The organism is Roseateles oligotrophus (assembly GCF_014204525.1).
Taxonomy (GTDB): Bacteria; Pseudomonadota; Gammaproteobacteria; order Burkholderiales; family Burkholderiaceae_C; genus Paucibacter_A; species Paucibacter_A oligotrophus_A.
Window position 1 is genome coordinate 24,942 of sequence record NZ_JACHLP010000007.1, and the last position, 26,165, is coordinate 51,106.

The 26,165-nt window shown below is 65.8% G+C and carries 27 protein-coding genes; 8 read left to right on the forward strand and 19 right to left on the reverse strand.

From position 1 onward, the window contains the following. Positions 1-28: 28 nt before the first annotated feature. The 3 genes from HNP55_RS16955 to HNP55_RS16965 form a co-directional block, all read right to left on the reverse strand. Entirely contained in the window at positions 29-817 is a 789-nt protein-coding gene (locus HNP55_RS16955; protein ID WP_184301979.1) for a gamma-glutamyl-gamma-aminobutyrate hydrolase family protein, read from the reverse strand. Beyond that, entirely contained in the window at positions 817-2,127 is a 1,311-nt protein-coding gene (locus HNP55_RS16960) for an NAD(P)/FAD-dependent oxidoreductase (RefSeq protein ID WP_184301981.1), read from the reverse strand. The genes HNP55_RS16955 and HNP55_RS16960 overlap by 1 nt, the downstream gene beginning before the upstream one ends. A 165-nt stretch (positions 2,128-2,292) precedes the next feature. After that, complete coding sequence (locus tag HNP55_RS16965; protein WP_184301983.1) at positions 2,293-3,603, reverse strand: aspartate aminotransferase family protein; 1,311 nt, start codon at positions 3,601-3,603, stop codon at positions 2,293-2,295. Positions 3,604-3,778: 175 nt separating this feature from the next. Here HNP55_RS16965 and HNP55_RS16970 point away from each other — a divergent pair, with 175 nt between their 5' ends. Both HNP55_RS16970 and HNP55_RS16975 read left to right on the forward strand, forming a co-directional pair. Then, complete coding sequence (locus HNP55_RS16970; RefSeq protein ID WP_184301986.1) at positions 3,779-4,249, forward strand: Lrp/AsnC family transcriptional regulator; 471 nt, start codon at positions 3,779-3,781, stop codon at positions 4,247-4,249. A 36-nt stretch (positions 4,250-4,285) separates the two neighbouring features. Then, entirely contained in the window at positions 4,286-4,882 is a 597-nt protein-coding gene (locus HNP55_RS16975; RefSeq protein WP_184301988.1) for a PAS domain-containing protein, read from the forward strand. 9 nt (positions 4,883-4,891) lie between these two features. Here the strand turns inward: HNP55_RS16975 and HNP55_RS16980 are convergent, their stop codons facing one another. The 3 genes from HNP55_RS16980 to HNP55_RS16990 form a co-directional block, all read right to left on the reverse strand. Then, the gene (locus tag HNP55_RS16980) at positions 4,892-5,185 is read right to left on the reverse strand and encodes a hypothetical protein (protein WP_221439648.1); all 294 of its coding nucleotides are present in this window, start codon (positions 5,183-5,185) and stop codon (positions 4,892-4,894) included. 120 nt (positions 5,186-5,305) lie between these two features. Beyond that, a complete protein-coding gene (locus HNP55_RS16985; RefSeq protein WP_184301992.1) occupies positions 5,306-6,226 on the reverse strand; it encodes a DMT family transporter in 921 nt (306 codons plus the stop codon). A 57-nt stretch (positions 6,227-6,283) separates the two neighbouring features. After that, positions 6,284-7,090, reverse strand: a complete 807-nt coding sequence (locus HNP55_RS16990; RefSeq protein ID WP_184301994.1) for a ferritin-like domain-containing protein — start codon at positions 7,088-7,090, stop codon at positions 6,284-6,286. Between the two features lie 169 nt (positions 7,091-7,259). On the opposite strand from HNP55_RS16990, the gene HNP55_RS16995 reads away from it, so the two are divergent. Beyond that, the gene (locus HNP55_RS16995) at positions 7,260-7,784 is read left to right on the forward strand and encodes a gamma carbonic anhydrase family protein (RefSeq protein WP_184301996.1); all 525 of its coding nucleotides are present in this window, start codon (positions 7,260-7,262) and stop codon (positions 7,782-7,784) included. A gap of 52 nt (positions 7,785-7,836) precedes the next feature. After that, on the forward strand, positions 7,837-8,793 hold the full coding sequence (locus HNP55_RS17000) for an Hsp33 family molecular chaperone HslO (RefSeq protein ID WP_184301997.1): 957 nt from the start codon (positions 7,837-7,839) through the stop codon (positions 8,791-8,793). Between the two features lie 3 nt (positions 8,794-8,796). Here the strand turns inward: HNP55_RS17000 and HNP55_RS17005 are convergent, their stop codons facing one another. The 9 genes from HNP55_RS17005 to HNP55_RS17045 form a co-directional block, all read right to left on the reverse strand. After that, on the reverse strand, positions 8,797-9,468 hold the full coding sequence (locus HNP55_RS17005) for an AAA family ATPase (RefSeq protein ID WP_184301999.1): 672 nt from the start codon (positions 9,466-9,468) through the stop codon (positions 8,797-8,799). After that, positions 9,465-10,106 (reverse strand): nicotinamide riboside transporter PnuC, encoded by a 642-nt coding sequence (pnuC, locus tag HNP55_RS17010; RefSeq protein WP_184302003.1) that lies wholly within the window; start codon positions 10,104-10,106, stop codon positions 9,465-9,467. The genes HNP55_RS17005 and pnuC overlap by 4 nt, the downstream gene beginning before the upstream one ends. A gap of 30 nt (positions 10,107-10,136) precedes the next feature. After that, positions 10,137-10,406 carry a septum formation initiator family protein gene (locus tag HNP55_RS17015; protein ID WP_184302006.1) on the reverse strand — a complete coding sequence of 90 codons (270 nt, stop codon included), beginning with the start codon at positions 10,404-10,406 and terminating at the stop codon, positions 10,137-10,139. A 65-nt stretch (positions 10,407-10,471) separates the two neighbouring features. After that, on the reverse strand, positions 10,472-11,755 hold the full coding sequence (gene eno / locus HNP55_RS17020) for a phosphopyruvate hydratase (protein ID WP_184302008.1): 1,284 nt from the start codon (positions 11,753-11,755) through the stop codon (positions 10,472-10,474). A gap of 89 nt (positions 11,756-11,844) precedes the next feature. Continuing rightward, the gene (locus HNP55_RS17025; protein ID WP_184302010.1) at positions 11,845-12,138 is read right to left on the reverse strand and encodes a DUF1330 domain-containing protein; all 294 of its coding nucleotides are present in this window, start codon (positions 12,136-12,138) and stop codon (positions 11,845-11,847) included. A 15-nt stretch (positions 12,139-12,153) separates the two neighbouring features. Further along, the gene (locus tag HNP55_RS17030) at positions 12,154-13,800 is read right to left on the reverse strand and encodes a CTP synthase (RefSeq protein WP_184302013.1); all 1,647 of its coding nucleotides are present in this window, start codon (positions 13,798-13,800) and stop codon (positions 12,154-12,156) included. An 80-nt stretch (positions 13,801-13,880) separates the two neighbouring features. After that, positions 13,881-14,729 carry an alpha/beta fold hydrolase gene (locus HNP55_RS17035; protein WP_184302016.1) on the reverse strand — a complete coding sequence of 283 codons (849 nt, stop codon included), beginning with the start codon at positions 14,727-14,729 and terminating at the stop codon, positions 13,881-13,883. After that, the gene (gene mutS, locus HNP55_RS17040; RefSeq protein WP_184302019.1) at positions 14,726-17,308 is read right to left on the reverse strand and encodes a DNA mismatch repair protein MutS; all 2,583 of its coding nucleotides are present in this window, start codon (positions 17,306-17,308) and stop codon (positions 14,726-14,728) included. The genes HNP55_RS17035 and mutS overlap by 4 nt, the downstream gene beginning before the upstream one ends. Before the next feature lie 81 nt (positions 17,309-17,389). Further along, complete coding sequence (locus HNP55_RS17045; protein WP_184302023.1) at positions 17,390-18,352, reverse strand: inositol monophosphatase family protein; 963 nt, start codon at positions 18,350-18,352, stop codon at positions 17,390-17,392. Between the two features lie 167 nt (positions 18,353-18,519). Here HNP55_RS17045 and HNP55_RS17050 point away from each other — a divergent pair, with 167 nt between their 5' ends. After that, positions 18,520-19,293 (forward strand): RNA methyltransferase, encoded by a 774-nt coding sequence (locus HNP55_RS17050; protein WP_184302026.1) that lies wholly within the window; start codon positions 18,520-18,522, stop codon positions 19,291-19,293. Positions 19,294-19,346: 53 nt separating this feature from the next. Next, positions 19,347-20,123, forward strand: coding sequence for a serine O-acetyltransferase (cysE, locus tag HNP55_RS17055; RefSeq protein WP_184302029.1), 777 nt, complete (start codon positions 19,347-19,349; stop codon positions 20,121-20,123). Here the strand turns inward: cysE and mog are convergent. Together mog and yjgA are read right to left on the reverse strand one after the other, a co-directional pair. Further along, positions 20,116-20,703 (reverse strand): molybdopterin adenylyltransferase, encoded by a 588-nt coding sequence (mog, locus tag HNP55_RS17060; RefSeq protein WP_184302031.1) that lies wholly within the window; start codon positions 20,701-20,703, stop codon positions 20,116-20,118. The genes cysE and mog overlap by 8 nt on opposite strands. Continuing rightward, the gene (gene yjgA / locus HNP55_RS17065; RefSeq protein ID WP_184302034.1) at positions 20,696-21,271 is read right to left on the reverse strand and encodes a ribosome biogenesis factor YjgA; all 576 of its coding nucleotides are present in this window, start codon (positions 21,269-21,271) and stop codon (positions 20,696-20,698) included. The genes mog and yjgA overlap by 8 nt, the downstream gene beginning before the upstream one ends. 119 nt (positions 21,272-21,390) lie before the next feature. Between yjgA and pmbA the strand changes: the two genes are divergently transcribed. Next, complete coding sequence (gene pmbA, locus HNP55_RS17070) at positions 21,391-22,797, forward strand: metalloprotease PmbA (protein WP_184302037.1); 1,407 nt, start codon at positions 21,391-21,393, stop codon at positions 22,795-22,797. A 111-nt stretch (positions 22,798-22,908) separates the two neighbouring features. Next, complete coding sequence (locus HNP55_RS17075; RefSeq protein WP_184302040.1) at positions 22,909-23,991, forward strand: TRAP transporter substrate-binding protein; 1,083 nt, start codon at positions 22,909-22,911, stop codon at positions 23,989-23,991. On the opposite strand, the gene HNP55_RS17080 is transcribed toward HNP55_RS17075, so the two are convergent. Both HNP55_RS17080 and HNP55_RS17085 read right to left on the reverse strand, forming a co-directional pair. Next, positions 23,988-25,499, reverse strand: coding sequence for a TRAP transporter large permease subunit (locus HNP55_RS17080; RefSeq protein WP_184302043.1), 1,512 nt, complete (start codon positions 25,497-25,499; stop codon positions 23,988-23,990). The genes HNP55_RS17075 and HNP55_RS17080 overlap by 4 nt on opposite strands. Continuing rightward, positions 25,499-26,107 (reverse strand): TRAP transporter small permease subunit, encoded by a 609-nt coding sequence (locus tag HNP55_RS17085; protein WP_184302045.1) that lies wholly within the window; start codon positions 26,105-26,107, stop codon positions 25,499-25,501. Before HNP55_RS17085 ends, HNP55_RS17080 begins: the two co-directional genes overlap by 1 nt. Positions 26,108-26,165 lie beyond the last annotated feature (58 nt).

Consider the following 26,165-nt stretch of genomic DNA (forward strand, 5'->3'; position numbering starts at 1 on the left):
AATCGGGACAGGGTTCAGCTCGCAGGCACTAGGTCTCGGGGTCGCGCACCGAGTCGTGGCGGATGGCGGCGACTTCATCGCGGTAGTCGCGGCAGGCCTGGCCAAAGGCCTGCAGCAAGGCCATGGAGACGGGGTTGCCGGCCGCCTGCCATTCCGGGTGCCATTGCAGGCAGAGCGAGAAGCCGGGGCTGCGCGCGATGCTGAAGGCCTCCACCAGGCCGTCGGGCGCCAGGGCCTCGACGCGCAGGCCCTCGGCCAGTTGCTTGATGCCCTGGCCGTGCAGGGAATTGACCTGCACGGGCGCCAGGCCTAACAAGCTCTCCAAGCGGCCACCGGGCAGGATGTTGAGCGCATGCTGGGCCGCGTAGGCGATCTCGGGCGGCTGGCCGGGCGGGGCGCGGTGGTCCAGCAGGCCGGGCTGTTCCTGCACCGCCTGGTGCAGGCTGCCGCCCAGGGCCACATTGGTTTCCTGAAAGCCGCGGCAGATGGCGAACAGCGGCATGCCCTGTGCCACCACCTTGCGAATCAGGGGCAGGGTCCAGGCATCGCGCTCGGGGTCCAGCGGCAGCTCGGCGTCATAGACCTCTTCCTCGAAATGGCTGGGGTGGACATTGGAGGGCGAACCGGTCAGCAAGACGCCGTGGGCCAGGGCCAGCAACTCGTCCAGCTCCGCCACCGAGGAGTTGGGCACGACCAGGGGCAGGCAGCCGGCCAGGCGCACGGCGTCCACATACTTCTTGCCGACGATGTGGAAGGGGTGATCGCCTACCTTGGAGTTGCAGGCCGGCACCAGCACGACTGGTTTTGCATTGCGCATCACAGCAGGTCCTTCAGTCGGTAATACAGCATGCCCAGCACCAGGGCGGGCGTGCGGAACAGTTTGCCACCCGGGAAGGGCTGGTGGCGTAGCTTGGCGAACACATCGAAGCGTTCGGAATCACCCTGCATGGCCTCGGCCGTGACCCGCCCGGCCAGGCCGGTCAAGGCCAGGCCATGGCCCGAGAAGCCTTGCAGGTAATAAATGTTCCGGGCCGCCCCGATGCGGCCGAAATCGGGGGCGCGATTCATGCTGATGTCCACAAAACCACCCCATGCAAACTGCATGCCCACGTCAAGCAGCTGGGGGAAGCTGCGCAGCAGCTTAGCGTGCATGCTGGCCTTGACCGAGCGGGGCGAACGCGTGCTGTAGCTGACCCGGCCGCCGTAGAGCAGGCGCTGGTCGGCCGTGGGGCGGAAGTAGTCGAGGATGAAATTGGTGTCGCAGACGGCCGAGCGGCTGGGGATCAGGGCCTGGCAGCGCGCCGCGTCCATGGCCTCGCTGCAGACGATATAGGTGCCCACCGGCATGATGCGGCTGGCCAGCCGGGGTGCCAGCTGCGGGGCGATCTCGGGCAGATAGATATTTCCGGCCAGCAGGGCCTGGGCCGCGCGCACTTGGCCGCCGGCCGTGTGCAGGGTCAAGACCTGACCCTCGTCGAGTTTTGTGACCGCGCTGTGCTCACAGATGCGCACGCCCAGGCGCTGAGCCGCGGCCGCCAGGCCCTGGCAGTATTTGAGCGGGTGCAGATGGCCGGAGCGCGGGTCGTGCACGCCGGCCTTGAAGCGCGGGCTGGCGATCCAGCCGCCGATCTCTTGCGGCGCGATCCACTGCATGGGGTAGTCGTAGACCTCGGCCATGCGCTGCTGCCATTGCCGCAGCTCGGCGGCCTTTTTCTCGTTGGTGGCCAGGCTCATGAAACCGGCCTGCCAGTCGGCGGCTATCCGGTGTTCGTGCATGCGCTGCTGCAGGATGTCCAGCGCCTCCAGGCTCATGGCCCAGACGCGGCGGGCGTCCGCCAGGCCCAGCTGGCGCTCGATCTCGCCTTGCTCGCAGGCCAGGCCGTGGATGGCCTGGCCGCCGTTGCGGCCCGAGGCCCCGCCGCCCACCTGGCCGGCCTCCAGCAGCACGACCTTGCGCCCCTTTTCAGCCAGCTCGATGGCGGCCGAGAGGCCGGCCAGGCCGGCACCCACGATGGCCACATCGGCGACCCAGTTCTCCTGCAAGGGCGCATAAGCCTCCTGGCGAGGGGCTGTTGCGACATAGTAGGAATCGCGGCTCAGTTCACGGTCGATGCTCAGCAGGCTCATAAGCGCTAGGCAAGTCCTTGGTTCAGAGGGTGAGAACTTTTGTAGCGAGCGGCTGTCAGGCTAGGCGGACGGAGCACAGGAACCGGAACGTACTTCCTGTACGTGAGGATTCCGAGCACCGCCCAACGACGCATGACAGCCGCGTAGTAAAAAGTTCCCACCTTCTCAGGCAGCGCGGCGCAGGGCGGCGCGCACGGTGGCGATGATGTGCTCGATGTGCTGGGGCTCGATGATCAGCGGCGGGCTCATGGCGATGGTGTCGCCGGTCGTGCGTATCAGCACGCCCTTGTCCCAGCAGTCGAGGAAGATGTTGAAGGCCCGCTTGGCCGGCTCACCGGGCAGGCCGGCCAGCTCGATGCCGCCCACCAGGCCGATATTGCGCACATCGATCACGTGAGGCTCGCCCCGCAGCGAATGCAGGGCCTCGGCAAACATGGCTTGCATCTGCGTGGCCCGGGTCAGCAGGCCGTCTTCGGCATAGGTGTCCAGCGTGCCCAGCGCGGCGGCGCAGGCCAGCGGGTGGGCCGAGTAGGTGTAGCCGTGGAAGAACTCGATCAGATGCTCGGGCCCGTTCATAAAGGTGTCGTAAATGCCTTGCTTGGCGAACACGGCGCCCATGGGCACGCTGCCATTGGTCAGGCCTTTGGCGACGGTCATCAGATCGGGCGTCACGCCAAAGGTCTGGGCGGCGAAGGGCTGGCCGGTGCGGCCGAAGCCGGTGATGACCTCGTCAAAGATCAGCAAGATGCCGTGCTTGTCGCAGATCTCGCGCAGGCGCTGCAGATAGCCTTGCGGCGGGATCAGCACGCCGGTGGAGCCGGCGACGGGCTCGACGATGACGGCGGCGATGGTGGAGGCGTCGTGCAGGGCGATCAGGCGCTCGAGGTCCTCGGCGAACTCGGCACCGTGGGCGGGTTGGCCCACGGTGAATGCATTGCGCGCCGGATCATGGGTGTGGCGGATATGGTCCACCCCGCCCAGCATGCTGCCGAACATCTTGCGATTGGCCACCATGCCGCCCACCGAGATGCCACCGAAATTGACGCCGTGGTAGCCGCGCTCGCGGCCGATCAAGCGGGTGCGGGCGCCTTCGCCGCGCACGCGGTGGTAGGCGATCGCCATCTTCAGCGCCGTCTCCACCGACTCCGAACCCGAGTTGGTGAAGAAGACCTTGTTCAGCCCCTCAGGCGCAATCGCGGCCAGGCGGGTGGCCAGCTCGAAGGCCTTAGGATGGGCCATCTGGAAGGGTGGTGCGAAGTCCAGCTCGGCCGCCTGGTTCTGGATGGCCTGCACGATCCGGGGCCGGTTGTGGCCGGCGTTGACGCACCACAGGCCGGCGATGCTGTCCAGCACCTGGCGGCCCTTGTCGTCGGTGAAATACATGCCGTCGGCGCCGGTGATCAGTCGCGGTGATTTCTTGAACTGGCGGTTGGCCGTGAAAGGCATCCAGTAGGCGTCGAGTTTCGGGTCTGACATGAGGGCTCCTTGATGGGCGGGCCGGGGCGCTTTCAGCCTGTGCTTGCGACCCAGCGATTGAGCTCAGTCTAGACAGTTGTGCGCGCAATGTGCTTGCGCTCTGGCCTCGGTGCTTTCCCGAGTTCTTGCAATTCTGTGCGAACATCAGGGCCTGATTTGCTTGAATCTGCGAAAAATGAGTTCAGAAGTGCAACTGGATGCGATCGACCGCAATATCCTGAACGAGCTGCAAAAAGACGGCCGGCTCTCCAATGTGGAGCTGGCGAGGGCCGTCCACCTCTCGCCCTCGGCCTGTTTGCGGCGGGTCAAGCAGTTGGAAGACAGCGGCGTCATCGCCGGCTATGTGGCCCTGGTCAACCCCAAGGCGGTGGGCCAGCCTGGTATCAGCTACACCATCATCAATCTGGAGCGCATGACGCCCCAGGCCTTGGGCGCCTTCGAGCAGGCGGTGCGGGACATCCCCGAAATCCTCGACTGCTTCTACGTGGCCGGCACCAATGACTATCTGCTGCGTTTTGCCTACCGCGATGCCGAGGACCTGGAGCGCCTGCACAGCAATGTGTTGATGCATTTGCCGGGCGTCGCCCGCTCCAACTCCATGCTGGTGCTGCGCACGGTCAAGAAGACGACGGCGTTCGAGCTTTGAACCGCATTGCTGGCCCCCGATGCCACAATCCCTGCCATGCAAGCACAGCAGCTATTTTTCGACGGGCGGTGGAGAACAGCGGTGGCAGCAGCGGTGGCAAGGGGCGAGCTCGGCCTGTGGGATCTGAGGCATGAGTCGGAAACGGTTCAGCACTCGCCGCAGTGGAAGTCTCGCCTGGGCTTTCCCGAGCCGCAGCGTGCGGACAGCACGCATTTCTGGCGCTGCCGGGTCCATCCCGAAGACCTCGACGCCATGACGGCGGCCATGCTTGCGCATGCGCGCGGCGAGCTAGGCTGCTACGAAGCGTGCTTCCGGCTGCGCAGCAATGGCTCGGGCTACCGCCTGATCCATTCCCGCGGCCGGGTCGTGCTGCGCAATGCCGATGGGCGAGCGCTTCGCATGGTCGGGGCCATGATCGATCTGACCGACCGCCCGCTGACGCCGCGCGCGGGCCTGCCCGACGGCCTGCGTGATCAGATGGGCGCTGCGCCCCTGGACTTGCCCTTTCACCAGTTGCTGAGCGATGAGTCGGCCGGCGTGGACCCGGCCCGCTTGCTGCGGGAACGGGCGCAGGTGCTGGGCCAGGTGGAGGACCTGCTGCAGGCCGCGATGGCGCAACTCGGCAGGGCCTGAGTCTCAGTCTCAGCTCAGCAGGAAAATACCCAGGCCGACGCTGGCGATGTAAATCAGCAAGGCGAGATGGGCGGCGTCTTCGATCAGGTCCATCCAGTGGGCCGGCCAATGGGTTTTGCGCTGGCGCAGGCCGGGGAAGCCGTCCTCATCGTCGCGCGGCATGGGCGGCACAAAGCAAAGCCTGGGGGCCAGCAGCGCGGCCGCGCGGTGGCAGAGGTGGCGAACGGGGTTGCAGCTGAGGTAGGCATTCATGGCAAGCTCGATACGCAAAGCCAGGGGGGCCTCGGCCCAGACCATGTGCATCGTGGCGGGCCATCGGCAGCCACAAGCCCCTTCCGGGCCTTGTGTGCGGCCTCAGTATGGATCTTGCCGGCACTTTCTGCCAGGCAAATATGAGTGGCGATTGGGCGTTATTCCTGCAATTCAGCTGGCCTGGTTGCCGCGCGCCAGCCAGCTGCTGTGCAAGCTGCCCAGCATGGGCAAAAGCTGCACGGCCATCATGCTGGCGAAGATCAGGCCGCAGCCCAGCAGCCCGGCCGGGCTGAGGCGGTCGCCCATCAGCACAAAGCCGAAGCCGGCGGCGAACAGGGTCTCGCTGGAGAGGATGATGGCGGCATCCGCCGCATGGGCATAGCGTTGGGCCACGACCTGGGCGGTGAAGGCAATGCCCACCGACATCACCCCGGTGTAGAGAATCGGCCAGCTGGCGGCCTGCAGGCCGGCCCAGGAATAGTCTTCAAATATCAGGCCCCAGGCCAGGGCCACCAGGCCGCAGAACAGGAACTGGCCGCAGGCCACGGTGAAGGGCGCGGCCATGCGGTCGGCCACCCGGCCCACCATCAGCACATGCAGGGCCCAGGGCAGGGCGGAGACCATCACCCAGAGGTCGCCCACGCCGATGTTCAGCTCTTTCGCCCCCGAGAGCAGGAAGGCGCCGACCAGGCAGGCCAGCGCGCCCGGCCAGACCGACCAGTGCGGCAGCTGGCGCAGCAGCAGATAGCCCAGCACGGGCACCAGGGGCACGTAGAGCGCGGTGAGGAAGCCGGCGTTGGTGACGGTGGTGTGGACGATGCCGATTTGCTGCATGGCCGCGCCCAGCAGCAGCAGGCTGCCGAGGCCGATGATTTTGAGCCCGTCCCCTTGCACCAGGCCGCGCTGCTCGGCCTGCAGGCGGCGCGACTCCAGCCAGGCCAGGGGCAGCACCACCAGGGCGCCGATCAGGAAGCGCACGCCGGTGAAAAGCATGGGCCCGATATGCTCCATGCCCCGGCTTTGCGCCACAAAGGCCGAACCCCAGATCAGGGCGATGAGGACGAGCAGAAGATTGGCGCGTATGCGGGACATGAGGGGTAACTTGGGCCGGCGTAAGCGCGCATTATCCGCCGCCCCATCCAGGGGCTCTCAGCCGCGCAGATAGGCCAGCTCCTGCTCGCTGAAGCCCGCCGCCTCGCGGGCGCTGAAGTTGAAGGGCGGGCGCAGGCGCGGTGCCTCGTAACGGGCCACCAGATCGGGGTAGAGCGCGATCGGGTCCAGGCCGCGCTCGCGGCAGCAGTGGCGGTACCAGTGGTTGCCGATCTGCACATGGCCGATCTCGTCGCGCAAGATGATGTCCAGGATCTCCACCGCCCGCGTGTCGCCGGCCTTGGCCAGCTTGGCCTGCAGGGGTGGCGTGGCGTCCAGGCCGCGTGCCTCCAGGGTGCGGGGCACCAGGGCCATGCGGGCCAGCACATCGCCGGCGGTGCGCTCGGCCATGGTCCACAAGCCGTCGTGGGCGTCGAAGTCGCCGTAGCGACGGCCCAGGGTCTGCAGATGGCCGTGCAGCAGATTGAAGTGCAAGGCCTCTTCGGCCGCCACCTGCAGCCAGTCCAGATAGAACTGCTGAGGCATATCGGCAAAACGCCAGACCGCGTCCAGGCCCAGATTGATGGCATTGAACTCGATGTGGGCGATGGCGTGGATCAGGGCGGCCCGCCCCTCCCGCGTGAAGGGCGAGCGGTTCGGCACCTGCAGGGCCGAGAGCAGGCGGGGGTGCTCGGGCCTGCCGGGCAGCTCGGCCGGGCGTTCGAACTGGGCCTGGGGGTCAAGAGGCAGGGCAAGTCCCTGGGCCTTGGTTTCCTGCAAGTCTTGATAAAGCCGGGTGATGGCCTCAGCTTTGTGGGCGGGGTCGCGGATGCAGAGGATTTGCAGCGCTTGTTGGCGGATTTCCATGCCTTTGATTATCGAGCGTGGGCCAACGCCGCCAGGCGCGTCTGGTCACGGGCATTTGGCGCTCGGGCCTCCGGCCGGGCCTGCCTCGTTAAAATCACGCGTTTTTCGCTTAAATACAAAGCCATGCTTGCCGCTCCGCTGCGGCCATGGCCCGCCCAGGAGTTTGGAAATGGCTGTTTATCAATTGGACGAGGATGTGCCCGCGCTGCACCCCAAGGCCTGGGTGGCGGAAAGCGCCGAGGTCATCGGCCGCGTCAGCCTGGGTGAGGACGTCAGCGTCTGGTTCAATGCCGTGCTGCGTGGCGATACCGAGAGCCTGACGATAGGCGCGCGCAGCAATATCCAGGACGCCTCGGTGCTGCACGCCGACCATGGCTGTCCCTTGGTCCTGGGCGAGGGCGTGACGGTGGGCCACAAGGTCATGCTGCATGGCTGCACGGTGGGCGACTACTCGCTGATCGGCATAGGTGCCATCGTGCTCAACGGCGCCAAGATCGGCAAACACTGCCTGGTCGGCGCCGGCGCTCTGGTGACCGAGGGCAAGGAGTTCCCCGATGGCTCGCTGATCGTCGGCAGCCCGGCGCGGGTGATCCGCGAGTTGAGCCCGCAGCAGATCGAGGGGCTGAAGCTGAGCGCCGCCCACTACATCGAGAACGCCCGCCAGTACGCCAGGGGTCTGAAGAAGATCGCCTGAGCGCTGAGCAGCAAATCAAGAACACAAGCACAAATCAAAGAAAAGAGCGTCCATGAGTGAGCTGCATAAATTCCTGTTTGAAGGCCTGCCGGTGCGCGGCATCTTGGTGAGGCTGACCGAGAGCTGGCGCGAGGTGCTCAAGCGCCGCGAGGCCATCGGCGCCCATCCGCCCGAACTGCGCGCCCTGCTGGGCGAGATGGCGGCGGCCGGTGTGCTGATGCAGTCCAATATCAAGTTCAACGGCGCCCTGGTGTTGCAGGTGTTTGGCGACGGCCCGGTCAAGCTGGCCGTGGCCGAGGTGCAGCCGGACCTGAGCTTCCGCGCCACCGCCAAGCAGGTGGGCGAGGTGCCGGCCGGCGCGCAGCTGGAGGCCATGCTCAATGTGCAGGGCCAGGGCCGCTGCGCCATCACCCTGGACCCCAAGGACAAATTCCCGGGCCAGCAACCCTACCAGGGCGTCGTGCCCCTGCACGGCGACCAGCGCGAGCCCCTGCAAAAGCTCTCCGAGGTGCTGGAGCATTACATGCTGCAGTCTGAGCAGCTGGACACCAAGCTGATCCTGGCCGCCAACGACGAGATCGCGGCCGGCCTCTTGATCCAGCGCCTGCCCATCCAGGGCGAGGGCAATCTGCAGGGCGCGCGCAACGAGGACGATATCGGCCTCAGCGATGCCTACAACCGCATCAGCATGCTGGCCTCCACGCTGACGTCCGAAGAGCTGCTGGGCCTGGATGCCGACACCATTTTGCGCCGCCTGTTCTGGGAGGAGACGGTGCGCCGCTTCGAGCCGCTAACGCCCAAGTTCGCCTGCAGCTGCTCGCGCGAGCGGGTCGGCCAGATGCTCAAGGGCTTGGGTACCGAAGAGGTGGAGGGCATCCTGGCCGAACGCGGCACTGTGGAGATAGGCTGCGAGTTCTGCGGCCTGCAATACCACTTCGATGCGGTCGATGTGGGCGGCCTGTTCGCCGGTGGCCAGGCTCAGCCGGATGTCAGCGGAACCATTCAGTAAGCGCTATCGCCGCAGGCTCTGGTGCTCGCACTCGGGCACATCGCATTTCTCGCATACCCAGGTCCAGCTCGGCAGTTGGGCCTGGCGTTGTGCCAGCCGGGTGAATAGGCCGGTGCCTGGCCCGCGCTGGCTGCGCTTGAGCAGCAGCGGCGTCAGCGCATTCAGGGCCGATTCCAGCCTTGCGCCTCCGCGACCCGCCACCACCGACCAGGCCAGGCCGCCTTGCAGCAAGGCCTGGCGCAAGGCTGTATCGACGGGAGCGCGGACCTGCGGACCATCGCGCTGCAGGCCGTCGGCCACCCAGGGCAGATCCAGGGCGCTCAGCAGATTCAAATCGAAGCCGCGTTGAAACTGCAGGGCGCCGGGCAGCAGCGCATCGTCCTGGAACAGGTATTGGCTGTAGACGGCCGTCATCAGCGGCGTGGTGTCGCAGATCAGCACATCGCAAGTTTCGCTGGCCGCCTCGATCTGCGCGGCATGGGTGGCGGCAATCGCTGCCTGCTCGTCGGGGCGAGGCGTGCGCGCCCGCTCATCGCACCACTGCCGCAGATACTCCGGCAGCCAGCTGCAGCGCAGGCCCGTGGCCTCGGCCAAGGCCTGGCTCAGGGCTTGAGCCAGGGTGGACTTGCCGCTGCTCTCCGCCCCCAGCAGGGCAATCCGCAGGGTCGGGCTCATGCCGGCGCGGTCTGGGGGGCGAGTTGCCGCTGCCAAGCCCGCCAGCCCGCCACCGACATGGGGATGAAGCAGGCGTAGAGCACAACCGTCAGCCAATAACCCTTGTAAGCGAACAAGGCCACGCTGACGATATTGACCAGCACCCAGACCGACCAGTTCTCCTGGTATTTGCGGCCCAGCAACCATTGGCCCAGCACGCTGGCGACGGTGGGCAGGGCGTCCCAGAAGGGGACGGTGGAATCGGTCTGGTGATGCAGGAAGAGGCCAAGCACCGGCCAGGCCAGCAGGGTCAGCAAGACGGCCGCGCCCAGGCCTCGGGGGCTCAGGCGGCGCACGCGCAGGCTCTGGCCGTCATCGCCCTTGCCGTGCAGCCACTGCCACCAGCCCCAGACGGCCAGGGCCGCGAACAGCAGTTGCAGCGAGGCCTCGCCGTAGAGCTTGCCGTTCCAGAACAGCAGGAAGTAAAGCAGGGAGCTGGCGATGGCCAGTGGCCAGGCCAGCACATGGACCCGCATATTGCAGATCACCATCCAGACCGCCATCACAAAGGCCAGCACCTCGGTCCAGGTGATGGGGCTGCCCAGCAGGGTGAAAGCGGGGCGCAGCAGGGGTTGCAGCGTTTGCAGCAAATCGTCCATCGGAAAGGCAGGGATTGGGAAGCGGCAGGTTCAGCGGCGAACCTGCACATAGATCTCGTCGGGCTTGATCATGCCCAGCTCGTTGCGAGCTTTTTCTTCCACCATCTCCAGGCCCTCGCGTAGATCGCGCAACTCGGCCTCGATCTGGGCATTGCGGGCGCGGGCTTCGTCGTTGGCATGCTGGGCCGTGGCCAGTTGCTCGCGCAACTGCGCCCCGCGCGGCAGGCTGCCCTTGCCCATCCAGAGCTGAGCCTGGATGAGGAGCAGAAAAGCAGCGAGGAGGATGCTGATGGTTTTCACGCGCGCAGTGTAACCAAAGCCGTGGAGGCTAAAAAAACAGCCCCTTGGCAAGGGGCTGTCTTCAATCAGCGCAGATTGTAGAAAGCTTTGCGGCCGGGGTAGGAGGCCACATCACCCAGGTCCTCTTCGATGCGCAGGAGCTGGTTGTACTTGGCCATGCGGTCCGAGCGGCTCAGCGAACCGGTCTTGATCTGGCCGGCATTGGTGCCGACGGCGATGTCGGCAATGGTGGAGTCCTCGGTCTCGCCCGAGCGGTGCGAGATCACGGCGGTGTAGCCGGCGCGCTTGGCCATCTCGATGGCGGCGAAGGTCTCGGTCAGGGTGCCGATCTGGTTGATCTTGATCAGGATGGAATTGCCGATGCCCTTGTCGATGCCTTCTTGCAGGATCTTGGTGTTGGTGACGAAGAGGTCGTCGCCCACCAGCTGGACCTTTTTGCCCAGGGTTTCGGTCAGGTGCTTCCAGCCATCCCAATCGCCCTCGGCCATGCCGTCTTCGATGGAGATGATGGGGTATTTGTCCACCCAGGTGGCCAGCATGGAGGTCCACTCCTGGGCCGTCAGGCTCAGGCCTTCGGCGCCCAGCACGTATTTGCCGTCCTTATAGAACTCGCTGGCGGCGCAGTCCAGGCCCAGGGCGATCTGCTCGCCGGCGACGAAGCCGGCCTTGTCGATGGCTTCCAGAATCATCTGGATGGCGGCCTCATGGCTGGCCACGCTGGGGGCGAAGCCGCCCTCGTCGCCGACGGCCGTGCTCATGCCCTTGTCATGGATGATTTTCTTCAGCGCGTGGAAGACCTCGGCGCCGTAGCGCACGGCCTCGCGGAAGCTGGGGGCGCCCACGGGGATGATCATCAGCTCTTGCAGGTCCAGGCTGTTGTTGGCGTGGGCGCCGCCGTTGATGACGTTCATCATCGGCACCGGCAGCTGCATGCCGCCCATGCCGCCGAAGTAACGGTACAGGGGCAGGCCCGATTCTTCGGCCGCGGCGCGGGCCACGGCCATGGAGACGGCCAGCATGGCGTTGGCGCCCAGGCGGCCCTTGTTGTCGGTGCCGTCCAGCTCGATCAGGGTGCGGTCCAGAAAGGCTTGCTCGGAAGCATCCAGGCCCAGCACGGCCTCGGAGATTTCGGTATTGATGTGCTCGACGGCCTTCAGCACGCCCTTGCCCAGGTAGCGGCTCTTGTCGCCGTCGCGCAGTTCGATGGCTTCACGCGAACCGGTCGAAGCGCCCGAGGGCACGGCGGCGCGGCCCATCACGCCCGATTCCAGCAGCACATCGCATTCCACGGTGGGATTGCCGCGGCTGTCGAGGATTTCGCGGCCGACGATATCAACAATGGCACTCATTCTTCAGTCTCCAAAAGGTCAAAATCTCAATGCAAGCCGTGCATGGTGCCCGTTTTGCGTTACCAGCGCAGAACAAGATGCCTGCGCCTTCAAACGCCTTCGATCAGCACCATGCGCATCAGGGCCGCGCCGGCGCGAGCCTGCCGGGCCTGGCTGTATTCGGGGGATTCGTAAAAGGCCCTGGCCGCGGCCAGGGTGGGGAATTTGAGCAGTACCACCCGCTCGGGCGCCCAGTCGCCTTCCAGCACCTCCACCTTGCCGCCACGCACGCAGACCTCGGCGCCATGGGCCGCGATGGCCTGGCTGGAGAACTGGCGGTAGGCCTCGTACTGGACGGGGTTCGTCACCTGGACGTTGGCAAGAATGTAGGCGCTGCTGCTCATGCGTTCAGGCGAGGTTCAGGCGGCCGCCTTGTGCTCCAGCGCTGCCTTGATGAAGGCGGTGAACAGCGGGTGGCCGTCCCAGGGCGTGGACTTGAATTCCGGGTGGAATTGCACGCCCACATACCAGGGGTGGACGGTGCGCGGCAGCTCGACCATTTCGGTCAGCTTCTCGCGCTGGGTGATGGCGGAGATCACCAGGCCGGCGTTCTGCAGGCGCTCCAGATATTTCTCGTTGGCCTCGTAGCGGTGGCGGTGGCGCTCGGTGACGACCGGGCCGTAGATGTCGTGCGCCAGCGTGCCGGGGGCCACGTCCGAGCTTTGCGCGCCCAGGCGCATGGTGCCGCCCAGATCGCTCTTCTCATCGCGCTTCTGGATGCTGCCGTCGGCGTCCTGCCACTCGTCGATCAAGGCGATGACGGGATGCGGTGTCTCGGGATCGAACTCGGTGGAGTTGGCGCCCGTCAGACCTGCCAGATGGCGGGCGTACTCGATGGTGGCGACCTGCATGCCCAGGCAGATGCCCAGATAGGGCAGCTTGTGCTCGCGGGCGTATTGGGCGGCCAGGATCTTGCCTTCCACGCCGCGCTTGCCGAAGCCGCCGGGCACCAGCACGGCATCGAACTGCGCCAGCTGCGAGATGTTCTCTGCCGTCAGCAGCTCGGAGTCCACATACTCGATATTGACACGGGCATGGTTGTGGATGCCGGCGTGGCGCAAGGCCTCGTTGAGCGACTTGTAGCTGTCCGACAGATCGGTGTACTTGCCGCACATGGCGATGGTGATGTCGCGGGCGGGATTCTCGACCTCGTGCACCAAGGTGTCCCAACGCTTCAAGTCCGTGGAGCGGGTGTTCAGCTGCAGCTTGGTGCAGATCAGCTGGTCCAGACCCTGCTCGTGCAGCATGCGCGGCACCTTGTAGATGGTGTTGACGTCCCACATGGAGATCACACCGTACTCGGGCACATTGGTGAAGAGCGAGATCTTCTCGCGCTCGTCGTCGGGGATGCGGCGGTCGGCGCGGCACAGCAGGGCGTCGGGCTGGATGCCGATCTCGCGCAGCTTCTGCACCGTGTGCTGGGTGGGCTTGGTCTTCAGCTCGCCGGCGGCGGCGATCCAGGGCACATAGGTCAGGTGGACGAAGGCGACATTGTTGGGGCCGGCCTTCAAGCTCATCTGGCGGGCCGCTTCCAGGAAGGGCAGGGACTCGATATCGCCCACCGTGCCGCCGATCTCGACGATGGCCACATCGACGGCCTCGGGCGTGCCGGCGCCGGCGCCGCGGCGCACGAAGTCCTGGATCTCATTGGTGATGTGGGGGATGACCTGGACGGTCTTGCCCAGATAGTCGCCGCGGCGTTCCTTCTCCAGCACCGACATATAGATCTGCCCGGTGGTGAAGTTATTGGCCCGCTTCATGCGGGTGGTGATGAAGCGCTCGTAGTGGCCCAGATCGAGGTCGGTTTCCGCACCGTCTTCGGTCACGAAGACTTCACCGTGCTGGAAGGGCGACATGGTGCCCGGGTCCACATTGATGTAGGGATCGAGCTTGATGAGGGTGACTTTGAGGCCGCGCGATTCGAGGATGGCAGCCAGTGAGGCTGATGCGATGCCCTTGCCGAGTGAGGACACCACACCGCCCGTGACGTAGACGTACTTGGTCATGTCTTGCAGCGCCTATTTAAAACGCTGTGGTGGTAAAAAGCGATTATAGCGAGGTGGCGGCCCGACGGGCGCGCCGGGGCTCAGGTCTTGGTCTCGGACTGCATCTCCGCCAGTATTTTCAGCACCAATTCGGCGGTCGCCTCGGGTTGCTCGAAGGGGAAGAGATGCGCGCCCTCTACCCAGTGGAAATGCCGGCCGGCCAATTGTTTGGAGGCGGTGGCGCCGGCCTGGCGCAATTCCTCGGAGCGCTTGCCCGCGATAAAACCCACCGGGCATTTGGGCGGGTGCTTTTGCAGCAGCCGGCCCAGGTGGTGGGGCAGGGTGTCGTAGATGCGGGTCTCGATCTCGCGGCGGAATTTCAGATGCGTCTTGCCACCGCGCTCCTCGAAGCCCGTGTCCACATAGTCCTGCAGCACGCGCGGGTCCCAGCGGGCGAATTTGCTCTTGGCGGCAAAGTGTTCCAGCACGGCCTGGCGGCTGGGCCATTCATGCCGGCGTTGGCGCGAGATCTTGCCCGGCGAGACCCGGTGCATCAGGCGCGTGGCCTTGACCACCTGCAGGCTGTGGGCACGCCAGCCGCTGACCACCGGGGAGTCCAGCATCAGCAGGCCCTGGGCCAGATCTGGCCGGCGGCAGGCCGCCAGCAGGCTCAGCATGCCGCCCAGGGAATGGCCCATCAGCGTCACCGGCCCGGCCTCGGCCATCTGGGGCTGTACCTCCTGTTCGATGAACTGGATCAGCTGATCGCGCAGATGCGGCCAGTTGCTGGTGACGGGGAAGGCCGGCTCGTGGCCGAACTGGGGCAGGGCAAAGACCTGCCAGCCCGCAGCGCGCCAGGCCTCGAACAGCACGCGGTAGCAGCCGGCACCAAAGCCATTGGCATGCGAGAAAACAATCGTCTTGCTGGGGCTGGCGCTTGGCGGCTTCATGCGGGGCTGAGTTTTTTGAGCGCGTAGATCAGATCCAGGGCCTCGCGCGGGGTGAGGGTGTCGGGGTCTACATTCTTCATGGCTTCGCTCAAGGCGCTTGTCTCTTCGATGACAGGCGAGGGCGTTTCGGGCGGGGCGGCGAACAAATCGATCTGTGCCTCGCCCGCCGTGGCCTTGGCCTCCAGCGCCTCCAGCGTGGCACGGGCCTGTCTCACCAGGCTGGCCGGCATGCCGGCCAAACGCGCCACCTGCACGCCATAGCTGCGGCTGGCGGGGCCGGGCTGGATCTCGTGCAGGAAGACGATGTCGTCCCCGCTCTCCACCGCGCCCACATGGCAGTTGATGGCTTGTGGGTGCTTGGCCGGGAACTCGGTCAGCTCGAAATAATGGGTAGCAAACAGCGTGAAGGCGCGGGTCTTGTCGTGCAGATGGCTGGCAATCGCGCCGGCCAGGGCCAGGCCGTCGAAGGTGGAGGTGCCGCGGCCGATCTCGTCCATCAGCACCAGGGACTGCTCGCTGGCACTGTGCAGAATGGCCGCGCCCTCGGTCATCTCCAGCATGAAGGTGGACTGGGCATTGGCCAGGTCATCAGCCGCGCCGATGCGGGTGTGGATGGCGTCCAGCGGCCCGAGTCGGCAGGCCGTGGCCGGTACGAAGGAGCCCATGCTGGCCAGCAGGCAGATCAAGGCCACCTGGCGCATAAAGGTGCTCTTGCCGCCCATATTCGGGCCGGTGATCATCAACATCCGGGTGCGGGCGTCGAGCTTGCAGTCATTGGCCATGAATTCACCAGCACCCGTCTCGCGCAGACGCGCCTCCACCACCGGGTGGCGGCCTGCCGTGATGCTGATGCAGGGCTGGCCGACGAACTCGGGCCGGCACCAGCCCAGGGTGCTGGCGCGTTCGGCCAGGGCGGCCAGCACGTCCAGGCTGGCCAGCGCGCGGCCCAGCAGGGTCAGGGGCTGCAGTTCTTCGATCAGCTGGTCCAGCAGCAGCTCGTAGAGCAGCTTCTCGCGGGCCAGCGAACGTTCCTGGGCCGACAAGGCCTTGTCCTCGAAGGCCTTCAGCTCGGGCGTGATGTAGCGTTCGGCATTCTTGAGGGTCTGGCGGCGCTGGTAGTCCAGCGGCACTTTGTCCACCTGGCCCTGGGTGACCTCGATGTAGAAGCCATGCACCCGGTTGTACTGCACGCGCAGATTGCCGATGCCGGTGCGGGCGCGCTCGCGGGTTTCCAGGTCCAGCAAAAAGGCGTCGCAGTTCTGGCTGATGCCGCGCAACTCGTCCAGCTCGGCATCGAAGCCCGGGGCGATCACACCGCCGTCGCGCACCAGCACGGCGGGTTCCTCGGCGATGGCGCGAGTCAGCAATTCCTCGATATGGGGCGAGGCCAGCAGGCCCTGGGCCAGCTCCTCAATCAGCGGGCTGCCGGCCGGCAAGGTGCCCTGCAGATCGGGCAGGACTTGCAGGGTGGCGCGCAAGCCGGTCAGCTCGCGCGGGCGCACCTGGCGCAGCGCGATGCGGGCGGCGATGCGCTCGACGTCGGAGACATGGCGCAAGGCCTCGCGCAAGGGTTCGGGGCTGGCCTGCTGCAGCAGGGCGATGGCCTCGTGGCGGGCCAGGGCCTGGCTGCGCTCGCGCTTAGGATGCAGCAACCAATGCCGCAGGGCGCGGCTGCCCATGCCGGTGCGGCAGCTGTCCAGCAGGGACAAGAGCGTGGGCGAGGTCTCGCCGCGCAGGGTCAGCACCAGCTCCAGATTGCGCTGGGTGGCGGGCGGCATGTCCAGCAGCTCGCCGCTGCGCTGCACCGTGAGTGTCTTGACATGGGCCAGGGCGCGGCCCTGGGTGTGCTCGGCATAACTGAGCAGGGCAGCGGCAGCGGCCTGGGCGGCCTTCATCTCCTGGGCATTGAAGCCGGCCAGGCTGGCCACGCCCAGTTGCTCGCAGAGCTTGCGGGCGCCCAGGGCGGTGTCGAACTGCCAGCTGGGCCGGTTGGTGATGGGGGCGCGGGCGGCCAGCACGGCGGCGGGCTGGCGTTCGCGGTCCACCAGCACCTCGGCCGGGCTCAGGCGCGCCAGCCAGGAGGGCAGCTCTTTGTCCGTGCATTCGGCCAGGCCCAGCTGGCCCTGGGTCATGGACAGCCAGGCCAGGCCATAAGTCTTGCCCTGGGTGACGACGGCCATCAAGACCGAGTCCTGCTTGTCGGCCAGCAGCTCGCTGTCGGTGACGGTGCCGGGCGTGACCACGCGCACCACCTTGCGCTCCACCGGGCCCTTGGAGGTGGCGACATCGCCCACCTGCTCGGCAATCGCTACCGGCTCGCCCAGCTTGATCAGCTTGGCCAGATAGGACTCCAGCGCGCTGACCGGCACGCCCGCCATCACGACCGGCTGGCCGGCGCTCTGGCCGCGGGTGGTCAGCGTGATGTCCAGCAAGGCATTGGCCTTGCGGGCGTCGTCAAAGAAGACTTCGTAAAAGTCCCCCATGCGGAAAAAAACCAGCGCGTCCGGATGCTCGGCCTTGAGGCGCAGGTATTGGGCCATCACGGGCGTGTGGGCGGAGAAGTCCGGGGCTTGGCTCATCTGGCTTGGGTGTTCTGGAAATGAACAAAGCCCTCATCGGAGGGCTTTGCATTGGTTTTGCGTAGAAGCTTGCGGCCTAGTTTAATTCGTCTCGCCGCCCTCGGACTTCTTGATGCGCACCGCGGCGCGCTTCTTGGGGGCGGCAGGAGCCTGGGTAGCCGCGGCAGCGGCCACCACGGCGGCGGCATCCTTGCCTTCGCCGGTGGCGTCGGCGGCCAGCTCTTCTTCCTTGATCACACGGGTGTAGGGGGCCAGCAATTGCACCAGCTGGCCGTAGATCTTGGGGCTGCCGGCCACCACCTCGCGCTGCATCAGGAAGTCGGACTCGCCGGTGAAGTTGCCGATCAGGCCACCGGCTTCGGTGATGATCAGCGAACCTGCGGCCACGTCCCAGGGTTGCAGGCCGGTCTCGAAGAAGGCGTCGTAGTAACCGGCGGCCACATAGCAGAGATCCAAGGCGGCGGCACCCGGGCGGCGCAGGCCGGCGCATTCGGTCATGACGGTTTCAAACATCTTCAGATAGCGCTTGAAGTTGTCGCCGCGGCGGAAGGGGAAGCCGGTGCCGATCAGGGCGTCGCTCATGCGGGTGCGCTTGGAGACGCGCAGGCGGCGGTCGTTCATGAAGGCGCCACGGCCCTTGGTGGCGTAGAACAAATCGTTGCGGGTGGGGTCGTAGACGACGGCTTGCTGGACCACGCCGCGGTGCGCCAGGGCGATGGACACGCAGTACATGGGCAGGCCGTGGATGAAATTGGTCGTGCCATCGAGCGGGTCGATGATCCAGACGAATTCGGAATGCTTGGCGCCATGCTCGCGGCCCGACTCTTCGGCCAGGATGCCGTGTTCGGGGTAGGCCTGCAGCAGGGTTTCGATGATGATCTGTTCAGCGGCCTGGTCCACCTCGGTCACGAAGTCATTGGGCGACTTGGTGTTGATGCGCAGGATGTCGAGATCCATGGAGGCCCGGTTGATGATGGCGCCGGCTGCACGCGCCGCCTTGATGGCGACATTGAGCATGGGGTGGAGCGAAGCTTGCTGCGTCATTCGTGAAACCTTGGAAAAATGGAAAACGGCACCGATGACCCGGGGGTCTGCGGCGAAAGAGGGGACTGGCGAAGAGAAAGAACGGATCCGGTTCAGGATACGGATAATCCCCGATTTTAACCAAATTCCTCCGGAAGCGGCCAGCCCCGGGCTGCGCCCGCGTTGATATGACACGATTCGTCCTGATCCAGACCAGCCATCCCGGCAATGTGGGCTCCGCCGCCCGTGCCATGAAGGTGATGGGCTTTTCCGAACTGGTGCTGGTGGCGCCGCGCTTTGCCGATGTCTTGTGCCAGGAGGAGACCGTGGCCATGGCCAGCGGCGCGGCCGATATCCTGGCCCGCGCCCGCATCGTCGCCACGCTGGAAGAGGCGCTGGACGGCTGCACCTTTGCCTGCGCCACCGCCATGACGCCGCGCGATTTCGGCCCGCCCGTGCGTGAGCCGCGCGCGCTGTTTGCCGACTTGGCCGCGGCACCCGCCGAGAGCGCGCACAAGCTCGCCCTGGTGTTTGGCTCCGAGCGTTACGGCATGAGCAATGAGGATGTCTACCGCTGCCACGCCGTGCTGTCGATTCCTACCCATCCGGATTACGGCTCGCTCAACCTCGCCCAGGCCGTGCAATTGCTGGCCTATGACTGGCGCCAAGCCCTGGGCGGCTTCCCGGTGCAGGCCCGCACGGCCGACCCGCGCCTGGCCGATGCACCGGCCGTGCAGGGCCTGCTGCGCCATCTGGAAGAGGCGCTGGTGGCGGTGGAATATCTGGACCCGGCCGCGCCCAAAAAGCTGCTGCCGCGCCTGAACCAGCTCTTCAACCGCGCCCAGCTGACGGTGGAAGAGCTGCACATCTGGCGCGGTATTGCGCGCGCCATGCTCAAGCAAAGCGCGGCGCTTGCCGGCACGTCGGCTACGGGTAAATCGGGCGCCCGGGACGAGGCTTGATGCGGGCCGCTAAACTGGCCGCCCCCTCCCGTCCCTTTATGAAGTAGCCCCTCATGTTTCAGCGCATACGCGAAGACATTGCCTGCATTCTTGAACGCGATCCTGCGGCACGCAGTCGTTGGGAGGTGCTGACCTGTTACCCGGGCCTGCATGCGCTGATGTTTCACCGTCTGGCCCATGGCTGCTGGGTCCGTGGCTGGAAGTGGTTAGGCCGCTTCATCTCCCACCTGGCGCGCTTTTTCACCGGCATCGAGATTCACCCGGGCGCCAAGATCGCACGCCGAGTCTTCATCGACCACGGTATGGGCATCGTCATCGGTGAGATGGCCGAGATCGGCGAGGGCTGCACCATTTACCAGGGCGTGACCCTGGGCGGCACGGCCCTGGTCAAGGGCGCCAAGCGCCATCCCACGCTGGAGGCCGGCGTCATCATCGGCGCCAATGCCTGTGTGCTGGGCGGCTTCACCGTGGGCGCCGGGGCCCGTGTGGGCTCGGGTGCGGTGGTGACCAAGCCGGTGCCGGCCGGCGCCACGGCCGTGGGCAACCCGGCCCGCATCATCGAGGCCAAGGCGGATGCCAAGCGCGAGGAAGTGGCGGCCCGCATGGGCTTCTCGGCCTACGGCGTGTCGCAGGGTGATGACCCGGTGGCCCAGGCCATGCGCGGCCTGATCGATAACGCGGCCGGCCATGAGCATCAGATTGCCCTGCTGTGGCAGGCGGTGTGCAAGCTCTCGGCCGCCTCGGGCGAGAAGGTGGGCAATTGCGTGCCGCAAGACGCCCAGCAGGCCGAGGCCTTTGACGCTGCGGAGCTGAGCCGCCTGGTCAAGTAGCCGGCCGCTGGGCCGATTTGGGGCGGAAGGCCTTGAGTACCGCCTCGACGGTTTCCAGATAGGGGCCGCCGATCAGGTCGATGCAGTAAGGCACGGCCGCGAAGATGCCGGGCACCAGGGTTTCGCCGTCCGAGCTTTTCAGGCCTTCCAGCGTTTCCGCGATCGCCTTGGGCTGGCCCGGCAGATTGATGATCAGGCTTTTGCCGCGTATCACCGCCACCTGGCGCGACAGGATCGCCGTGGGCACGAAGCGCAGCGAGATCTGCCGCATCTGCTCGCCAAAACCAGGCATTTCCCTGTCGGCCACATCCAGCGTGGCTTCGGGCGTTACATCGCGCAGGGCCGGACCGGTGCCGCCGGTGCTCAGCACCAGATCGCAGCGAGCCTCATCCACCAGCTCGCGCAAGGTCTGGGCGATCAGCGCGCGCTCATCGGGAATCAGGCGGGGCTCGAAGTGGATGGGGTTGCGCAGGGCGCGGCTCAGCCAGTCTTGCAGGGCGGGCAGGCCTTTGTCTTCGTAGACGCCGCTGGAGGCGCGGTCGCTGACGGAGACGATGCCAATGCGAACGGCTTCACTCATCGCTGTCTTCCTCATCCTGCTTGTCTTCGCTGGGATTGATGCGCAGCTGCTCGGCCTTGATGAACTGGAATAGATCGCGGTAGGCGCGGCCGCTGCGCTTCTCGGGCTCCAGCGCGGCGTCCTTGCGAGCGGCGCGCAGCAGGCTGCGCAGCTGCTGTACATCCACCCCTTCATGAGCCTGGATGAAGGCTTGCAGGGCGTTGTCGTCCTTGAGCAGGCGCTCGCGCCAGGCTTCGCTCTGGTGCAGGGCCAGGCTGTCCTTGGCATGGCCCAGCTTGAAGTCGGCCACGGCCTGGCGCAGGGGCTCGGGGTCGACCCGGCGCATCAGCTTGCCGATGTACTGCATTTGGCGGCGGCGGCCCTCGTGGGCGGCGATCTTCTTGGCGGCCTTGATGGCGTCGGCCAGGATTTCCGGCAGGCCCAGGGGTTCGATCCGGCTGGCGGGCAAGGTCAGCATGTCTTCGCCCAGGGCTTGCAGATCATGCATCTCGCGCTTGAGCTGGCTTTTGCTGGGGCGGTTGTCGAAATCATCGTCTTCCGGGGCGGTGAATTCTTCTTGTGTTCTCATGATGAAGGTGCTGCGGGTTGATGTGCGCTCCGGCGGGCGCCTGCGACCTTATGATTGTCCCCTACTTCCAGGCCCAGCCTTTTGCGCTGGGCTGGCATCAAAACACGAGTCCTCTATTCATGCCCAAGCCAGTTTCGCCCGCCATCACCAACTCCGCCGCGCCCGAGGCCGGCAGCGGCTTTGCCTACCGGGTCGAGCAGTTCCAGCAGTTGATCGAAGACGTGTTGCAGGAGGCCCAGCGCATCGGCGCCAGTGACGCCGGTGCCGAGGTGTCGGAGGGCTGCGGCCTGTCGGTCTCCACCCGCATGGGCGAGTTGGAGAATGTGGAACGCAATCGCGACAAGTCCCTGGGCATCTCGGTCTATGTGGGCCAGCGCCGCGGCAATGCCAGTACCTCCGACTTCTCGCCCAGGGCCTTGCGCGACACGGTGCGCGCGGCTTTTGACATCGCCCGTTTCACCGCCGAAGACCCGGTGGCCGGCCTGCCCGATGTGGAAGACCTGTCGCTGGATGCCGGCAGCCGCCCCGAGCTGGATCTCTTCCACCCCTGGGCCATCGACGCCCAAGCCGCCGCCGAACTGGCCCTGCGCTGCGAGGCCGCGGCCTTCGCCACCGACCCGCGCATCCGCAATAGCGAAGGCGCGGCCGTCTCGGCCCAGACTTCGCATTTCTACACCGGCAATAGCCGCGGCTTCCGTGGCGGCTATGCCAGCTCGCGCCATTCCATCTCGGTGGCGCCCATCGCCGGTCGCGGCGCCGATATGCAGCGCGATGCCTGGTACAGCTCCATGCGCGATGCCAAGGATCTGGCCTCGCCCGAGGCCGTCGGCCGCTATGCGGCGGAGCGCGCCCTGGCGCGCCTGAAGTCGCGCCGCGTGGCCACGGCCGAGGTGCCGGTGCTGTTCGAGAACTCGGCCGCCGCCGGCCTGCTGGGCTCGCTGGTGCAGGCCACCAGCGGCGGTGCGCTGTATCGCCGCGCCAGCTTTTTGCTGGACAGCCTGGGCAAGCCGGTGCTGGCCTCGCATATCGATGTGGACGAGAACCCGCATGAACTCAAGGGCAAGGGCAGTTCGCCTTTTGACGACGAGGGCGTCACGACCCGCGCCCGCAAGGTGGTGGAAGCCGGTCAGCTGCAGGGTTATTTCCTGTCCACCTATACCGCGCGCAAGCTCGGCATGCGGACCACGGGCAATGCCGGCGGTTCGCACAATCTGCGCATGACGAGCCGGCTCACCGCGCCCGGCGATGATCTGCCCACCATGTTGCGTCGCTTGGGGACAGGCCTCTTCGTCACCGAGCTGATGGGGCAGGGCGTCAACTATGTGACCGGCGACTATTCGCGCGGCGCCAGCGGCTACTGGGTGGAGAACGGCGTGATCGCCTACCCGGTGCATGAGGTGACTATTGCCGACACGCTGCCGGAAATGTTCCAGAACATCATCGGCATCGGCCGCGACACCTACACCATGGGCGGCAAGACCGTGGGTTCGCTGCTGATCTCGCGCATGAAGCTGGCGGGTCGCTGACAGGGGTTTGCCCCGGGGTACATTCGGCCGGCCTGGACGTCGGCCCAACCCTAGAATCGTGCGGCGGTCCGGCCGGGTCCGGGCCTTCCCAAACCATTCCAGGAGACCTCGATGCAACGTCGTTCCTTTGTTCGTCATACGGGCCTGGCCGGTGTGCTGGCCGCGGGTGCAGCGCCCGCCCTCGTGCACGCGCAGGCCAATCTCCGTTGGCGCCTGGCCTCCAGCTTTCCGAAGGCGCTGGACACTCTATTTGGAGCCTCCGAGCTGTTCGCCAAAAAAGTGGGCGAGATGAGTGGCGGCAAGTTCCAGATCTCGCTGCATGCCGCCGGCGAGCTGATGCCGCCGGGCCAGGTGGTGGACGGGGTGCAGAGCGGCGCCGTCGAGATTGCGCATACGGCCCCTTACTACTTCTTCGGCAAGGACGAGACCTTTGCCCTGGGCTGCGCCATCCCCTTTGGTCTGAACAGCCGCCAGATGACGGCCTGGATGGTGGAGGGCAATGGCCTGAAGCTGATGCGGGAGTTCTACCGCCAGTACAACATCATCAACTTCCTGGGCGGCAATACCGGTGCGCAGATGGGCGGCTGGTTCCGCAAGGAGATCAAGTCGGTGGGCGAGATGAAGGGGCTGAAGTTCCGCGTGGGTGGCTTCGCCGGTCGAATCTTGGAGCGCATGGGCTCGGTGCCGCTCAATATTCCGGGCGGTGAAATTTATTCGGCGCTGGAAAAAGGCACGGTCGATGCCGCCGAATGGGTGGGGCCTTACGACGACCAGAAGCTAGGCTTCAACAAGGTGGCACCCTTCTACGCCTACCCGGCCTGGTGGGAGGGCGGCCCGCAGGTGGACTTCTTCATCAACAGCAAGTCCTTTGAGGGCCTGACGGCCGAGTACAAGGCCATCGTCGAGTGCGCGGCCTTTGCCGCCCATGTGGACATGCAGGCCAAGTACGATGCCAAGAACCCGGCCGCGCTCAAGCAGTTGGTGGGCTCGGGCACCAAGCTGTTCCGCTTCCCCAAGGAGGTGATGGACATCGCCTTCAAGGAATCGCAGGCCGTCTACAGCGAGCTCTCGGCCAAGAACTCGCATTGGAAAAAGGTTTACGAAGACTTCAGCAGCTTCCGGCGTGACCAGAACCTGTGGTTCCGCTTCACCGAGGCCGGCTTCGACGACTTCATGCAGTCGCAAAAACTCTAACGCTGATTCTTGGCGGCGCTGGCGGGCGGCTCGGCCGCCATCTGGCGCAAGGCCTCGTCGGCGTTGTCCTGCGATTTGTCGGGCGCATGTTCAAGGCCTTGCAGCAACTCGGTGGCCTGATTCAGGTCCACCGCCTTCTCCTTGTCGAGAAACATCGTCACCGACTGCGGGACGAAGATCACGATGGCCACCAGGATCAGCTGCATCAAGACCCAGGGGATGGCGCCCAGATAGATGTCCGAGGAGGCCACCTTGCGCGGGATGGCGCCGCTCTTGAACAAGCTGTCGGAGATGCCGCGCAGATAGAACAGGGCAAAGCCAAAAGGCGGGTGCATAAAGCTGGTCTGCATATTCACGCACAGCATCACGCCGAACCAGACCAGGTCTATGCCCATCTTGTCCGCCACCGGGCCCAGCAGGGGCAGGATGATGAAGGCGATCTCGAAGAAGTCGAGGAAGAAGGCCAGGAAGAAGATGAAGAGGTTGACGGCGATCAGAAAGCCGGTCTGGCCGCCGGGCAGATGGCTGAGCATGTGCTCGATCCAGGCGCCGCCCTCCACGCCCTGGAAGACCAGGGAGAAGGTGCGCGAGCCGATCAGGATGAAGACCACCATGGCCGTGATGCGCATGGTGCCGGCCATGGCGCCTTGCAGCAGCGGCCAATTCAAGCGCCCATGCAGGGCGGCCAGGATGCCGGCACCCACGGCGCCCATGGCGCCCGCCTCGGTGGGGGTACAGATGGCGGTGTCGATACCAGGCAGGCCGCCCATGCTGCCCAGCACGGCAAAGATCAGGATGGCCGAGGGGATGATGCCGCGCAGGCATTTTTTCCACAGCGCCCAGCCCTGCAGCGAGCGCTCGGTCTTGGGGATGCCGGGCAGGTAGTGCGGCTTGAGCCGGGTGAGGGCAAAGGTGTAGAGCGTGAAAATCAAAACCTGCAAAATCGACGGACCCCAGGCGGCCTTGTACATATCGCCGACCGAGCGGCCCAGCTGATCGGCCAGCACCACAAGCACCAGCGAAGGCGGCACCAGCTGGGTGATGGTGCCCGAGGCCGCCAGCACGCCGGTGGCGTAACGCATGTTGTAGCCGTAGCGCATCATCACCGGCAGCGAGATCATGGCCATGGCGATCACCTGGCCCGCCACCGTGCCCGTGATGGCGCCCAGGATGAAGCCCACGATGATGACCGAATAGCCCAGGCCGCCGCGCACCGGGCCGAAGAGCTGGCCCATGGAGTCCAGCATGTCCTCGGCCAGGCCGCAGCGCTCCAGCAGGGCGCCCATCAGGGTGAAGAAGGGAATGGCCAGCAGCAGGTCATTGGACAGGATGCCGAACACGTTCTGCGGCAGATTGGCCATGAACTCGGGCGGGAACCAGCCCTGCGACACGGCGTAGAAGCCGCAGGCCAGGCCCAGGGCCGCCAGCGAGAAGGCGACCGGGAAGCCGATCAGCATGATGAGGATCAGCCCCGCAAACATCAGGGGCGGAAAGTTCTCCATGGCCATCATTGCAGCGGCCTCTCGTACTGCACATCCATCTCCAGCCGGTGATTCAGCCAGGCGATGCGCTTGATCACCTCGGCCAGCGCCTGCAGGCAGAGCAGACCGAAGCCCAGCGGCAGCAATAAGGCCGCCGGCCAGCGAATCAGGCCGCCGGCGTTGGCCGACATCTCGCCGCTGCTGAGCAGCTTGCAGAGATAGGGCAGGGCGCCCAGGCTGGCCATGCTGTCGGCGGGGTTCATGCCTGTGTTCAGCTTGAGCCAGAACATCTGGCCCGACAGCCAGGTCAGATAAGCCATCACCGGCAGCAAAAAGACCAGCAGGCCCAACAGGTCGACGCCAACCTTGCCGCGCCCGCTCAGCCGGCTGTAGCAGAGATCGACCCGCACATGCTCGTTGAGCTTGAGCACCTGGGGTGCGCCCAGCATCACGCAGGCGGCGAAGAGATACCACTGAATTTCTGTGAAGGCGTTGGAGCTGTAGTCAAAGGCATAACGCAGCACCGCATTGGCAGCGCTGATCAGACAGGACAGCAGCACCGCCCAGCTGGCGATGAGGCCAAAGCGGGCGCTGATCTGATCGACGGCCCGGGCCAGGGCGAGAAGGGCATTCATGGCGCTCCCAAAAGCAAACGGACCCGCTGCTTGCGCAGCGAGCCCGTCACTTTAGCGA

Coding starts and splice junctions, on each gene's coding strand:
- HNP55_RS16970 (WP_184301986.1), top strand. CDS start 3,779: ATGAGTTCAGAAGTGCAACTGGATGCGATCGACCGCAATATCCTGAAC.
- pmbA (WP_184302037.1), top strand. CDS start 21,391: ATGCCCAAGCCAGTTTCGCCCGCCATCACCAACTCCGCCGCGCCCGAG.
- mutS (WP_184302019.1), bottom strand. CDS start 17,308: ATGAGCCAAGCCCCGGACTTCTCCGCCCACACGCCCGTGATGGCCCAA.
- HNP55_RS16960 (WP_184301981.1), bottom strand. CDS start 2,127: ATGAGCCTGCTGAGCATCGACCGTGAACTGAGCCGCGATTCCTACTAT.
- cysE (WP_184302029.1), top strand. CDS start 19,347: ATGTTTCAGCGCATACGCGAAGACATTGCCTGCATTCTTGAACGCGAT.
- HNP55_RS17050 (WP_184302026.1), top strand. CDS start 18,520: ATGACACGATTCGTCCTGATCCAGACCAGCCATCCCGGCAATGTGGGC.
- HNP55_RS17025 (WP_184302010.1), bottom strand. CDS start 12,138: ATGAGCAGCAGCGCCTACATTCTTGCCAACGTCCAGGTGACGAACCCC.
- HNP55_RS17075 (WP_184302040.1), top strand. CDS start 22,909: ATGCAACGTCGTTCCTTTGTTCGTCATACGGGCCTGGCCGGTGTGCTG.
- HNP55_RS16965 (WP_184301983.1), bottom strand. CDS start 3,603: ATGTCAGACCCGAAACTCGACGCCTACTGGATGCCTTTCACGGCCAAC.
- pnuC (WP_184302003.1), bottom strand. CDS start 10,106: ATGGACGATTTGCTGCAAACGCTGCAACCCCTGCTGCGCCCCGCTTTC.
- HNP55_RS17085 (WP_184302045.1), bottom strand. CDS start 26,107: ATGAATGCCCTTCTCGCCCTGGCCCGGGCCGTCGATCAGATCAGCGCC.
- mog (WP_184302031.1), bottom strand. CDS start 20,703: ATGAGTGAAGCCGTTCGCATTGGCATCGTCTCCGTCAGCGACCGCGCC.
- HNP55_RS16995 (WP_184301996.1), top strand. CDS start 7,260: ATGGCTGTTTATCAATTGGACGAGGATGTGCCCGCGCTGCACCCCAAG.
- HNP55_RS16980 (WP_221439648.1), bottom strand. CDS start 5,185: ATGCACATGGTCTGGGCCGAGGCCCCCCTGGCTTTGCGTATCGAGCTT.
- eno (WP_184302008.1), bottom strand. CDS start 11,755: ATGAGTGCCATTGTTGATATCGTCGGCCGCGAAATCCTCGACAGCCGC.
- HNP55_RS17080 (WP_184302043.1), bottom strand. CDS start 25,499: ATGGCCATGGAGAACTTTCCGCCCCTGATGTTTGCGGGGCTGATCCTC.
- HNP55_RS16990 (WP_184301994.1), bottom strand. CDS start 7,090: ATGGAAATCCGCCAACAAGCGCTGCAAATCCTCTGCATCCGCGACCCC.
- HNP55_RS17045 (WP_184302023.1), bottom strand. CDS start 18,352: ATGACGCAGCAAGCTTCGCTCCACCCCATGCTCAATGTCGCCATCAAG.
- HNP55_RS16985 (WP_184301992.1), bottom strand. CDS start 6,226: ATGTCCCGCATACGCGCCAATCTTCTGCTCGTCCTCATCGCCCTGATC.
- HNP55_RS17030 (WP_184302013.1), bottom strand. CDS start 13,800: ATGACCAAGTACGTCTACGTCACGGGCGGTGTGGTGTCCTCACTCGGC.
- HNP55_RS16955 (WP_184301979.1), bottom strand. CDS start 817: ATGCGCAATGCAAAACCAGTCGTGCTGGTGCCGGCCTGCAACTCCAAG.
- HNP55_RS17000 (WP_184301997.1), top strand. CDS start 7,837: ATGAGTGAGCTGCATAAATTCCTGTTTGAAGGCCTGCCGGTGCGCGGC.
- yjgA (WP_184302034.1), bottom strand. CDS start 21,271: ATGAGAACACAAGAAGAATTCACCGCCCCGGAAGACGATGATTTCGAC.
- HNP55_RS16975 (WP_184301988.1), top strand. CDS start 4,286: ATGCAAGCACAGCAGCTATTTTTCGACGGGCGGTGGAGAACAGCGGTG.
- HNP55_RS17035 (WP_184302016.1), bottom strand. CDS start 14,729: ATGAAGCCGCCAAGCGCCAGCCCCAGCAAGACGATTGTTTTCTCGCAT.
- HNP55_RS17005 (WP_184301999.1), bottom strand. CDS start 9,468: ATGAGCCCGACCCTGCGGATTGCCCTGCTGGGGGCGGAGAGCAGCGGC.